Consider the following 12,985-nt stretch of genomic DNA (forward strand, 5'->3'; position numbering starts at 1 on the left):
TCGCGACATCATTATCTTTGTTTACGTCGCCATAACACTGCTGCCGATAGCAAGGCTAGCAAGCCACCAAGTGCACCACCAGACTGACCAGTAGAAACAGCGTCATTCGACCCTTCGCCGGTAGGAGCGAATAGATTGAATGTAGCGATAAACGGATCGTGGTCAGAACTTCTGTACGGGCCTACGTCAGTGAATGCGTATCCATCTTCATCCGTGTACCGCGTGAGTGCTTGATCATATTGAAGTTGATAGATCTCAGCAGAGTTGATGTTCCAATGGGTTCCGTCGACTGCATCAGCAGTCATCGCGCTATTGGCTAATACATGGTCAAGACTTCCCACTTGCTCAGTGCCATAGAACCAATAGGAAAATCCTTCAGGATCGAATTGTTTTGCGAGGTTGACGTACCCATAGTTAGATGTAACGTCAACCGCAGCGCCATCGTCCATCCCTGTGTTTACGGCTGTTTTTATCGTATAGCCCCGGTTCTCCGCAGTGTAGTCGGTTAGTACCGCCACAGGATCCTCTGCACTGTAGGCGTTCAAGTCACCCAAGATCAGCTTGCGCGCAGGAAGCGTTTCATCGGTTAGGGCGTCACCGAGTGTAATTGCAGCCGAGACACGGAGTGCGTTGCAACTACCTTGGATTTCATCACTATCAGAGGTGTCTGCATTGTCTTCGGCACAACTTCCACCTTTTGATTTGAAGTGGTTAACTGCTACCGCGAAGGTCTCTCCCGACAGATTATGGGTAAAACTCTGGATAACGGAAGGGCGCATTTGCGCAACCCTATCATCATCAATTTGTTGAACTGGCATTGGAACAACAATGGCATCATCTAGAGGTGTAACTACAGAAGCTCTGTATATAAGGCCAACAGTAATTGCGTCGCTACCAATTTGCGAACTGTCAGGTGAGGCGATGTAGTAATATTGCTCAGTATCGGCTAAATCCGCATTAACAACATCTACCAATGCTTTGATTGCGCTGTTTTCACCAAAGCCATCATTTTCGATTTCCATGAGGCCGATAACGTCGGCGTTCATGGCAACAATTGCAGATGCAATTCGTGCCTGTTGAAGTGCAAATTCGGTTTCGTTTTCTGCACCACGGTTACTGCTGTAGTCAAACGTAACGTTACCATCTCCGTCTAACATACCATTGAAGTAGTTGAGCACGTTAAAGGTAGCAACGGTTAAGTTGCCTTGGTGAACGCTTGGAGTGGCTTCACGGCCACTAGTGACAGTCATTTCAGTAGTCGGGTTGATACGGTAGGTCCCAAAACTGTAATTTAACGGGCCCGATGCCGATACAGTATCGCCAATACGAATAGCATTGGCATAGCTGAATGTTGGGAAAAAACTCAGCGTGTCAGGGTAGGTTGAGCTTGTAGAATCCTCTATGGTAATTAGATTGGCTTCGCTCTCTGTTACTGCGGCATTGTATGCGTCGGTGAGTGGTGCCGCAACGTCACTTGGCTGGCGTTTCACAGCATCACTTATTACTACTTCTCCGTATCGCCACAAGTTATTAGTACTTGTAACGGTGGCGTCTGTAACGGATGTTACCATCCCTTCAATGCTTTCTAATGACAAGGTAAGTGGAAGCTCAAGCGCTATCTGCGTAACATCCTCTCCGGCACCGCAATCTAGTGCCGTTGCGTTTTGATTCATGGAGAGCGTTGTCATTCCATAGTTTTCAGAGACTTCACCGTGCAAACGCAGAACATTGCCCACAGCGACGTCACTGCTACCTGAAACGAATATACCCTCTGAGGTTGCGTCATCTCCATCTTCATCCACGGTTTCTTCTTGGATAAAGAAACCGTCAGAGCGATAGCCCGTGATCACTCCTTCAATAGTATGTGAATTACCAACTTCCAACGAGGCATCATCACTTCCTTGAATGGTACTGATAAGAGTAGTTGTGTCTCCACACATGCCCAGCTCAATAGTTGGAACTTCAACTGGAGGCTCAACTTCACCACCGCCTTCGGTATTGAAAGTCGCCAATGGAAATGGGCTAGTAGCTGTCGCATTACTATCACTGCCATCGAGCGCATCAATACCACTGAATTGCCAATTTTCGGTGTTAAAATTCCCCGAATTTGCAGTTTCACCACTGTTGCGATAGACCCAACCATCGGTATATTCCCAAACGGTTCCTGAACCGTCCGTGTCAATATCGCCAAATGTGTCAACTACGGTACCACTAGAAAACAACTCTATGGCATCGTCACCGTTAACCTGCATGGAGTTGGAATCGTAATCCGGTGCTACGCCAAAAAATGCAGTAAAGCCTTCAGTTTCTGATGCGACGTATATGTATGAGCCAGCTGATGCACTCACCGCTGGAAATGCAAATTCTTCGCCGTCAGAGCCTCCGCCATTATTCGCTGTGCCGAGTGCGTAAATCGATAGATCGGCGATGTCGTTAACTACATATAACTCTACTGCTTTGGGTACTCCTCCTGAAAGCGGGCCGTCAATAACACCGCTAATTATAAGATCAGATGCATTCGCACTGAATGCCGTTAGTATCCCAGCAGAGAGTAAAGATAATGAAGTTTTCACTGAATTTTCCCTTTTCGTTATTTTTGGTTACTCAGAGCGTGCTCTAAATTAAACCTTTAGTTCAGGCTCAGCCTATCGTGATGAAAACAACATAGAAATGATTTGATAATATTCAGTCTTACTTGAGTTAAGTGTATTTAAAACAATAATTTAAGGTTTTTGAGTAAGGTTATTTGTGACATTGAGTTGTCATTTGACTGATTAAATTGATGGTATTTAACTTCCGTTATTAAATATATCTATTCAGTCACCACCATTCATGAGTATATCTACAAAGTGTTTATGGTCGTCGATGACTATATCTGCGTAGTGGTTTGCATCTTCAATAAGAGAGCGCTTGTTATTGTTAAGTGCGTTACTGATGGTTTGAGCGAAGTTGGTTGAGCGTCTGTCACCTCTGCAATGTGCTAACGCTAAACTTTTGCCGCACAGGCTAGCAAAGTATTCAAACCCACCGCTTATGGCTTTGTTACCCATGCCAATATCTTCGGGGTCTATACCCACTCTTGCGTGATGTCGCGAACGCACAAGCCAGTGTGCCTCTTGCCAATAGACTTCATCCAACAATAAATCTGCGCTACGTTGCATATGCCTTTGGCACCTAGCAGTAAGATGCGCGGGGTTCAATCGGTTGATTGGATTAGTGTTATCGAAAAAGTAAAGTGGGGCAGCTCTCCTTTGCTGTTTTACCTCAACAATATGACACCTTTCGAACGATGCTTCATTGTGAGGGTGCTTGGGACCCACAAGGAAATAATAACGGCGCATGTTAACCGAACCAGTTCCGGCATTTTCTCGTTCAACAATATCCAAAATATCATCATCCATATAAGGAGAGAATGCGTCGAACAGCTGACGATAAAAATCGTTTGTTAGCGGTATGAATTTACCTTTGAGCTTCCTAAACGCTAACCCATCAGCACCCATATAAACCGCTTTTGCCAATGCACTCTTTTCGGTAAATTTATCTCCACCAGCCGCTCGGCTCACGGCTTTATTATACAATTTACCCAGCTTTCCTTCTGGAGCTTGATCTATTGCTTGATTGAACAAGGAGAGTCAATAATGACGTTACATGTCGTTTGATAAGATGACAAAAAAGATTGTTGAGCTAACTCGACCTGTGTTTGACGAATCACTGGCTTGTCGGTTGGTGCATCGTCGACAATATATCTCGCTTCAGCGAGTCCACTACAGTGATCGAACACTAAGTTGAGAGAAGTGAGATACCTAATAAGGTCCCAATGCGCATGACCAACACAAGCATCGTCAAAGTCATTAGGGGCAAATATTACAGTGTCTCCGTGTGAACCTTCTTCGGTCAAAAATCCAAAATTTGACGTATGACAATCGCCAATAATGTTCGTGAAAGGTACCTTATCGAACTCTTTAGGGTATGTAATTACGCCCGCTTTCATATCTGAGTAAAAACACTGAGCTGTACCTCGATAAAAGACAAAGGGGCTTCTTGCCATCTTCAAATGCTTGTTTAATCGATTAGAAGGTCCAAGCCCGTCAATCATTTGAATTTCATTGGTTAATCGGTGTGCAGTCATGTCGTGAGATACTGATATTGTCATGTTTAATCTGTAACATAGCAGATCGAGCCGAATCAGCACCACAGTGGCGAGATAATTACTGAACCATTGAACTTTGGTTCAATATTTCCACAGGTAATAAACGTTTTAATAGTTTAATTAGATTCTACTGTTTAGAAATACCAATTAGTTTTTATTTTCACAGGGCGCTATTCTGTACTCAGTTTCAACGCAACGTTGTTTGAACAACAAATGAGAACCACGTTGTTGAATTTTTCGTACTTGCTGTGTTCTTTTACATTTTTTGAATGAACACAGACATAACTCACTACATGGAGATTAAACATGGCATTGATCAACACTGCTATTAAGCCTTTCACAGCGCAAGCGTTCAAAGACGGTGAATTCATCGAAGTAAGCAGCGAAGACATCAAAGGTAAGTGGTCAGTATTCGTATTCTACCCAGCGGATTTCACTTTCGTATGTCCTACTGAGCTTGGCGACATTGCTGACAAGTATGAAGAGCTTCAATCACGTGGCGTAGAAGTATTCTCAGTATCTACTGACACTCACTTCGTTCACAAAGCGTGGCATGATGCGTCTGACACAATCGCTAAAATCAAGTTCGCTATGATTGGCGACCCTACAGGTGAAATCACTCGTAACTTCGATTGTATGCGTGAAAACATGGGTCTAGCTGACCGTGCAACTTTCATCGTAGACCCAGATGGTATTGTACAAGCAATGGAAATCACGTCTGAAGGCATTGGCCGTGACGCTGACGACCTAGTTCGTAAGATCAAAGCTGCTCAGTACGTTGCTTCTCACCCAGGTGAAGTTTGCCCTGCTAAGTGGAAAGAAGGCGAAGAAACACTAGCTCCTTCTCTTGACCTAGTAGGTAAAATCTAAGGGTCTACTCAGACCATCTTAGTTAGGGGAGCGGGTTCTCCGCTCCTCAATATTTAATTCTCACGTTTGTTTTTCGTCAGCTGAGAAAAGTTGGCTGGGATCGGCGTGTCTAAAAAAGGCAGAATAACCGTGTTAACTAAAGAAATTTTACAAGCATTGAAAGGTTACACCGAGTCAATGCAGAAAAACGTAACCTTTGTCGTACAAACCGGTGAGCACAGCAAGCGCGCGGAGCTCGTGAAGTTTTTGTCAGACATTGCTAGCGTTAGCGACAAACTAAACGTAGAAGAACGCGACACTCAAGGTGAGTTGCGCAGTTCAGTGAGCTTTTTGTTAGAAGCTGATAACGAAGACACAGGTATTCGCTTCTCGGGGATCCCAGGGGGACACGAGTTCAATTCCTTAATTTTGGCAATGCTTCACGCATCGGGTACAGCACTGAAGCTAGATGACAGCGTTAAAGCGATTGTTAGTGGTGTGCGTGAGCCGCTTCACTTCGAAGTGTTTATCAGCTTAAGTTGCCACAACTGCCCAGAAGTAGTTCAAGCACTGAATCAATTTGCACTGATTAACCCGCACATTAAAGCGGAAATGATCGACGGTGGTTTGTATCCAAACCTTATTAGTGAGCGTGATATCCAGGGCGTACCAAGCGTGTACCTAAACGGTGAACTATTCGCTAACGGGAAAGTTGAAGCGGGTACACTGATTGAGAAGTTACTAGAGCGCGACCCGTCGTTGAAAGACGCAAACAAAGGCGTATCTATGCCACTTCAAGACGTTACTGTTATTGGTGGTGGTCCAGCTGGCGTTGCATCTGCAATCTACAGCGCACGTAAAGGCTTAAAAGTGACTGTTGTTGCTGACCGTTTTGGCGGACAAGTAAAAGATACTATGGGTATTGAAAACCTTATTTCTGTACCGAAAACCACAGGCCCGGAGTTAGTGGGTAACTTGATGGCTCACGTGAATGATTACGATATTACCTTGAAAGAAAGCGTTCGCGTTGAAAACATTGAAAAAGGTAATGTTAAGACCATTACCTTGTCTTCAGGTGAGCAGATTCGCACTCGTTCTCTCATTGTTGCTACTGGTGCTCGCTGGCGTGAACTGGGCGTACCTGGTGAAAAAGAGAATGTAGGTAACGGTGTTGCATACTGCCCACACTGTGACGGCCCGTTCTTTAAAGGCAAAGACGTAGCAGTAATTGGTGGTGGTAACTCTGGTATTGAAGCAGCACTGGATCTTGCGGGTATCGTGAAATCGGTTACCGTGTTTGAATTTATGCCAACGCTAAAAGCTGACCAAGTGCTGATCAATCAAGCTGAGAAGCGCGACAACATTACCATTGTTAAGAATGCAGCAACTAACCAAATAGTGGCTACAGACGGCAAGGTTTCAGCCATTGAGTATACCGATCGTGAGACCAACGACGTGCATACACTCGAGTTAGCTGGTGTGTTCGTACAGATTGGGTTGGTGCCAAATAGCCAGTTCATGGAAGGTGTGGTTGATATGACCAAGTATGGTGAGATTGTTATTGATGACAAATGCCAAACGTCAGAAGCGGGTATTTACGCGGCCGGTGATGTCACCACAGTGCCATACAAACAAATTGTAATATCCATGGGTGAGGGGGCAAAAGCGTCTTTGGCAGCTTTTGAATACTTACTCGCACATGAAGTTGAAGGTGAGTAACCCTTAACCTTTTGAATTAAGAAAAAGCTGATTTGCTCACGCAGTCAGCTTTTTTTATACTCATTTATTGCAAATGATAATAAATATCATTTGCGTGTTTGTTTTTATCTGTTAGATTAATGCCCGAAACACACATTACTTCAAACACATACAAAACAAACTACCATTATGAAACGATCACTACTTTCTATAGCTATTCTTACAGCATTACCACATGTCGCCTTTGCACAAGATAATGATGCTACAGATTCATCAGTCGAAGATATTGAAAAAGTTGAAGTTGTTGGACAACGCAGTCCCTTTGGTGCAACAAAAACCAACACGCCTATCGTAGATTTAGCACGTACTATTTCTATTGAAACTGCAGATGACTTTACGCTGAAAGGTGCGCTCAACCTTGCACAGACTGCTACTTACATGGCCGGTGTTAACGGTGAAAACTTCGGCTTTGCAACTCGCGGGGATTGGGTATCTTCACGTGGTTTGAGTATTCCTCGCTATCGCGACTCTATTCAAGAGCTATTTGGTAGCTACAACTCTACTCGTGCTGAAGTGTATACCATGGAGCAGGTGGAACTATTGAAAGGGCCAGCGTCCGTTCTGTATGGGCAAGGTTCGCCCGGCGGTATCATGAACTATGTGTCAAAAACACCAAAACTTGACCGTGATAGTGAAGTGGTGCTGTCTTATGGCACGTTTGACCGTACGCAAGTGAACGTAGATCTTAATACTGCACTCACTGAAGATGGACAGTGGCTGGGTAGAGTGGTTGGTATTTACCGTGATTCTGATACTCAAGTAGATTATGTAGAGGACAACACTAAGGTACTCATGCCTTCAGTTTCCTTCATGCCAAGTGACAATACTACACTGACACTTATCGGCCTTTTTCAAGACACTGAAAGTGACACTGGTTCACAGTTTATTCCAGTAGAGGGAACGTTACTTCCCCTCGCTGATGGAAGTTACCTGCCAGACTTTGATGTATACGCAGGCGAGCCTGGGTTCAATAAATTTGATACCGAATCAAATCAAGTAACATTGCTTGGTGAACACACCTTTAACGACACCACCTCACTCGCGTTTACGGCATTGTGGCGAGAAGGTGAAGCTGATTATCATCAAGCATGGACTACCTTCACTGGGGGGACTCGTTATCTTAATGCGTTTGTTGGCGCGCCTGTCGCACCTACCGACACCTATGTGCCTCGTTCGTTCTATCAAGCTGACAATACCTTCAATCAGCATGCGTTCGACGTTCGAATTGTTAAGTTTTTTACTACCGGAAAACTAGAGCATGAAATACTTGCTGGTGTTCAATATCAAAACGTCGATACCGATGCTAACAATTCCTATTATTACGGCGGTGGTGCGCTACAGGGGGATTTCAGCTATATCTTAGATTTGGCTAACCCCGTGTACACGGGTGCTCCTGACCAATCAGTGTTTGACGCTATTTACTACGATGCACCTGAGCAAACGGTAAAAGACACCGGTTTATATCTTTCTGACCAAATCAGTATGGGCAACTGGCGTTTCACGCTTGGTTTGCGTCATGACAGCGTAGATAACGATTCTGGTACTAGCGTGCAAGAAGACTCACAAACGTCATACTCTGCTGGTGCTTTGTATCGTCTCGACAATGGGTTTTCAATGTACGCCAGCTATGCTGAATCCTTCGAGACGGTTGTTGGTTTAACTGCCAGTGGTGAGCAACTTAAACCTGAGGAAGGTCGTCAGTACGAAACGGGGATTAAATACGAAATGTCATCGGTTCCCGGTTTTGTTACCGTCGCTTATTACGACATCGAAGTATCTAATCTACCTAACCCCAATAGCCTGCCAGCGGAAGCGTCTCAACAACAGGGCGTAGCAACGATTACCGGTTTGGAGCTAGAGGGACGCGTTGAACTTGGTAATGTGAGTGCGCAGTTTGCGGCTTCACTAATGGATGCAGAAGATCCCAATGGCTTTGCCCTATCATCACAGCCTGATAGCAATGCATCGCTATGGCTAAATTGGACGCCAGAAATGCTTGAGGGTTTCCGCGTTGGTGCTGGTGTACGTTACGTGGGAAGCACGGTATCGGAAAACGGCACTATTCGCTATGAAACGCCGAGTTATACCCTTGGTGATTTGATGTTGGGTTATGAAGTGTCACCACAGTTAGATCTTCAGCTAAACGTTCGAAACCTTGCTGACAAAGAATACCTGACGTCATGTCTATTCCGTGGAGACTGCTTCCCAGGCGTAAGAAGAACGGTTAACGCCAGCTTGTCTTATCGATTTTAAAGGATGAAATCATGTTAAGTACAATTGTTGCTGGAGCGCTGTCTCTTGCTGCTATTGCCTTAATCTATAGAAGCTGGCGCACTCGTGCGCTGGCCTTTTTTTATTTAGGCAGTGGCGTTTTATTAGCATCTTGTATTGGCTGGTCTTTCAGTCAGGGTTGGGAGCACGGCCTTGTATACGCGCTATGTATTCCGGCACTTTTAGTCTGGCCATTTATTAGCGCAAACCAAACCGTATTAGCTACACCTAAACATACCCCATCCCCAAAATCGTTGAACGTCTCATTGAAAACCGCTTGGGTTCATATCGGTCATTACTTGGTTGTGCTCGTGCTACTACTAGTGACCAGCTTAGTGACATCTTTAGCAATTTGTTTGCGCTTTCCTAGCGAAACCGCAGGCAAGTTAGCCTCAGTCATCGTCTTAATGCCAATCTTGTGGGGCTTACTTATCTATCACTACTTTGCCGTGAGCAACAAAGTAAAAGCCCTTATTGCCTATTTCATATTGGCGGCGCTTAGCTCGGCAGTTCTCATGTACGTGCCACTGTGAGGATGAATTAATGAATAAAATAAAAAACAAAATGCACTCAACGCTCATAGCTGGGTTGGAATATTTCTCAGTGTAATACTTTTTCTAGTGTGTTTTTCGGGGACTGTTGCAGTCTTTCATCAAGAGTTCGAGCGTTGGGAGCAACCACATATCCCTGAAATGAAAAGCATTGCGCCAGAAATGGTTGATAAAGCCATGAATGCTTTTTTACAAAAACATCCGGAGCAAACAGATCATCTCTTTGTGGTATTCCCTACCTCTGGCATTCCAAGGTTTGTGGTTGAAAATGATGATAAAGCCTATTTTGCTGATTCGAATGGTAATTTATTAGAGGTCGAGCGCTCGCCATTTACAAAAATGATGGTAGACCTGCATCTGTATCTAAACTTACCGCACGCTTGGGGAATGATTCTTGTTAGTGCCATGGGCGCAATTATTTGTACGCTAGTGGTCACCGGGATGGTGGCGCACAAACGCATCAGTAAAGATGCATTTCGCCTTCGCAGGGGTGGCAATGGCCAACAATACACCATAGATTTACATAATCGATTCGGTCTATGGGCGGCACCATTTCATTTGATTATTGGCGTAACCGGTGCCTATTTCGGCTTAGCCGGTCTCTTAATCGTGCTTGTTTCTTCGCTTTACTACGGTGGCGATCGAGACGCTGTTGTTGCTGAAATATTTACACCAGACCCTGTGATGGGCCAACCCTATCAGCAACCCCAGTTGAGTAGAGCGTTTGCTCAGATGGCTGATATTGCGCCGAATCACGAGCCAATATTCCTTACGGTTCACGAAGCCTATAGTGACGACCAGTTCATTGAAATTTATGCAAAAGCACCGGGTAAAATGATCTATTCAGAAAATTATCGCTTTGATTCTGCAGGTAATTTCATCGGAACTGGTGGATATGAGGATGGACATTGGGGCAAGCAATTAGTTTATGCCATGTATCGACTGCACTTTGGTGACTTTGCCGGATTATCAAGCAAAATCTTGTATTTTATTCTTGGAGTTATGCTTACTGTACTTTGTATTTCAGGTACTGAGATCTGGCTGCAGAAAAAAGCGAATCCGCCGGTGCTAACACGTGTTTGGCAAGGCATAGTGTGGGGTAGTATTGGCGCGTTGGCGCTTACTGCATTGGTTTCATTAGCAACCGACACAGGTTTAGTCTCTGTATTCTGGGCGCTTGTGTTACTGAATAGCTTATTGTCGGTATTTATCGATAAGTGCGACAAACGTTTCTGGTTGGTCTCGTCAGGTATTTGTGTGCTATCGCTATTGGTAAGCTATACCTTTGTGCACGGCGCTAGTGCATTTTCAATGGCAGCGCTACAACTCAATATACCTATGTTGGCATATGTGATGTGGAGTTTTTACCGGGGTAGGTCAATCAAACCTCACCAAGAATCATTAAACCAATCGTAATAGTAAGCGGCGAGAGTAGTGTCGAAAATGTGATTATTTCAGACGCCAAATCGCCGTGATCCGTCAGTTGCTTACTCATTACAAACGCTGCTGCTGCAGTTGGTGCACCGCTCATCAGAAAGAGCACAATGAGAGCCTCTTTTCCTAACCCTAGATACCAACCGCCGCTCACGACTACCGTAGGAATAATCGCCAGTTTCAATACAGACGCAATAGCAGTTACTCGCGTATTAGACTTGGCGCTGTGCCAATCGAGGCTGGCACCGATACACAAAAGCGCTAATGGAAGGGTGAGTTGAGAGAGATAGTTTAGCGGCTGTGTGACAAATTTGGGCAATGATATCCCCAGTAACGATACAATCAACCCTGCTACAATGCCCAGTATTAGCGGGTTTTTCAGAATGGTAACTAACATACTTCGATTAAATGTGGTCAATACCATAATCGACAACACGTTGTACAAAATGGTGATAAACGCCAAGTAGGTGGCAACCACCGGAATAATTTCTTCCCCTAGATAACTCACCGCCAATGCCAAACCAATAATAGCCATATTGCCCCTGAAGCTGCATTGCACAAATACACCTCGCTGGCTTTTAGGTGCAGTAAATCGAGCAATCACTACCAAAAACAAAACACTAAGCAGTGTCGCAATGGCTGCGTATATCACTAGTGTCGTATCAAGGTTCTTTTGCAGTGGATTGGTTGCAACATTGATGAACAGTAAACAGGGAAGCGCAATATTAAAAACTATCTGATTACCCCCGCGAATAAATTCGCTATTCACCACGTTTGCTTTTTTAAGCCACATTCCCAGCAATAAAATGGCCAACACTGGGCTAACAGAGATACAGGCAAAGTAAAACGATTGGAGTAATGTCATTGAGGGCCGAAAGTCCGTTTCTGTGAGACTAAAATGTGTTCTAGTATTATCCAGTGTCCATCGCCTAAAATGAAGTAATTATTTGATTTTCATTAAAACCTTTGCATTTCACTCGCCAACAACCGTGCTTTGTATCGAAGGGTGCGCAAAGTGCAATTGCTTATCACAGGTTGATGATATAGTTGAATCATTCACGGTGAGCCAGCCTATGTTTTGCCACACTGCTTTCTCTATCCCCTGCGCATTGTTATCAGCGGCTTGAATAAACCAGCTAAAACGTGTGTTAGTGTAGTGGTTTAGGTTTAACTCATCTCTAAAATCCAACTTATCAACTAGCGTGGTATCTGGAGCTATGACAAGGCGAAGCCAGTGAGGAGCTACTATATCCTTGTCATCTACATCTACTCCAGCTAAGTGTGACACTGGCCTAAAACGCGCATTTGCGTTTGCTCCGCTGAATTGCTCGTCTGCTTTTTCAAGATCCCGTTCAAGGCGCAATGCGGTTAATATTTTTCCTAGTGGAGGAATTGATCCCATCGCAGGTTCATTTGTCATTGGCAGGCTAAGTACATGGTCGGTTTTCGTCCCGCCCAGTGAATGCATCAAGAATACGTTCTGAGTTTGTGCAGTGTTATTAATGGGAAAAAGCTTAATAGCAACACCAAAGGCTCTCTTATCGTTTTGTTTGGTTCCACTCAAACTCACTGACGCCCGAACGATAACGGGGATTTCTAGGTTCGCGCTGTAAAGTCCCGTATAGGGACTATCTTGATTCATTTGCCATGTACCAGAAAAGCAGATTCCGTTGGCCTGTAACAGCTTATGCTCCGTATCTAGCGTAATGAAATCTTCATTGCTGGATAAGGTTCTAATGGCATGCTTTAACAGCACATTCTCGCCGTCGATATCGAATAACGTGCGAGAAACTTCATATTGAGGCAGGGTGTCGTAAGGGTCTGAAAACACTCTTGCTTTTACGTATTCAAAATATGAATCCGTATCGGGCGACTGAGCTAATCCGTGAGGCCCAAAACAAAGCGCTGATACAATAAAAATTACACCATAGTTGAAAGCATTTTTCATTTTAAAAGGTCTTTCTAGTTACAG

At 44.4% G+C, this 12,985-nt stretch carries 9 protein-coding genes and 1 pseudogene; 5 read left to right on the plus strand and 5 right to left on the minus strand.

Annotated elements, in window-relative coordinates; all coding sequences use genetic code 11:
- Nucleotides 1–11: 11 nt before the first annotated feature.
- The 3 genes from EYS00_RS17030 to EYS00_RS21085 form a co-directional block, all read right to left on the minus strand.
- Nucleotides 12–2,573 carry an ExeM/NucH family extracellular endonuclease gene (locus EYS00_RS17030; RefSeq protein WP_130638766.1) on the minus strand — a complete coding sequence of 854 codons (2,562 nt, stop codon included), beginning with the start codon at nucleotides 2,571–2,573 and terminating at the stop codon, nucleotides 12–14.
- Between the two features lie 243 nt (nucleotides 2,574–2,816).
- Nucleotides 2,817–3,578, minus strand: a complete 762-nt coding sequence (locus EYS00_RS21080; RefSeq protein ID WP_242618809.1) for a DUF2252 family protein — start codon at nucleotides 3,576–3,578, stop codon at nucleotides 2,817–2,819.
- A 29-nt stretch (nucleotides 3,579–3,607) separates the two neighbouring features.
- Nucleotides 3,608–4,153, minus strand: a complete 546-nt coding sequence (locus EYS00_RS21085) for a DUF2252 family protein (RefSeq protein ID WP_242618810.1) — start codon at nucleotides 4,151–4,153, stop codon at nucleotides 3,608–3,610.
- 303 nt (nucleotides 4,154–4,456) lie between these two features.
- Between EYS00_RS21085 and ahpC the strand changes: the two genes are divergently transcribed.
- The 5 genes and pseudogenes from ahpC to EYS00_RS17060 all read left to right on the plus strand — a co-directional run.
- Nucleotides 4,457–5,020 (plus strand): alkyl hydroperoxide reductase subunit C, encoded by a 564-nt coding sequence (gene ahpC, locus EYS00_RS17040; protein ID WP_130638768.1) that lies wholly within the window; start codon nucleotides 4,457–4,459, stop codon nucleotides 5,018–5,020.
- 129 nt (nucleotides 5,021–5,149) lie between these two features.
- Nucleotides 5,150–6,718, plus strand: coding sequence for an alkyl hydroperoxide reductase subunit F (ahpF, locus tag EYS00_RS17045; protein WP_130638770.1), 1,569 nt, complete (start codon nucleotides 5,150–5,152; stop codon nucleotides 6,716–6,718).
- A 168-nt stretch (nucleotides 6,719–6,886) separates the two neighbouring features.
- The gene (locus EYS00_RS17050; protein WP_130638772.1) at nucleotides 6,887–9,010 is read left to right on the plus strand and encodes a TonB-dependent siderophore receptor; all 2,124 of its coding nucleotides are present in this window, start codon (nucleotides 6,887–6,889) and stop codon (nucleotides 9,008–9,010) included.
- An 11-nt stretch (nucleotides 9,011–9,021) separates the two neighbouring features.
- Nucleotides 9,022–9,561 carry a hypothetical protein gene (locus tag EYS00_RS17055; protein ID WP_130638774.1) on the plus strand — a complete coding sequence of 180 codons (540 nt, stop codon included), beginning with the start codon at nucleotides 9,022–9,024 and terminating at the stop codon, nucleotides 9,559–9,561.
- 24 nt (nucleotides 9,562–9,585) lie between these two features.
- Nucleotides 9,586–10,995, plus strand: a pseudogene (locus EYS00_RS17060) (PepSY-associated TM helix domain-containing protein); the annotation flags it as partial.
- On the opposite strand, the gene EYS00_RS17065 reads toward EYS00_RS17060, so the two are convergent.
- The gene (locus tag EYS00_RS17065) at nucleotides 10,961–11,878 is read right to left on the minus strand and encodes an AEC family transporter (RefSeq protein ID WP_130638778.1); all 918 of its coding nucleotides are present in this window, start codon (nucleotides 11,876–11,878) and stop codon (nucleotides 10,961–10,963) included. The pseudogene EYS00_RS17060 and the gene EYS00_RS17065 overlap by 35 nt on opposite strands.
- A 108-nt stretch (nucleotides 11,879–11,986) precedes the next feature.
- Nucleotides 11,987–12,961, minus strand: a complete 975-nt coding sequence (locus EYS00_RS17070) for a hypothetical protein (RefSeq protein ID WP_130638780.1) — start codon at nucleotides 12,959–12,961, stop codon at nucleotides 11,987–11,989.
- Nucleotides 12,962–12,985 lie beyond the last annotated feature (24 nt).

The organism is Alteromonas sp. KUL49, assembly GCF_006538345.1.
Lineage (GTDB): Bacteria > Pseudomonadota > Gammaproteobacteria > Enterobacterales > Alteromonadaceae > Alteromonas.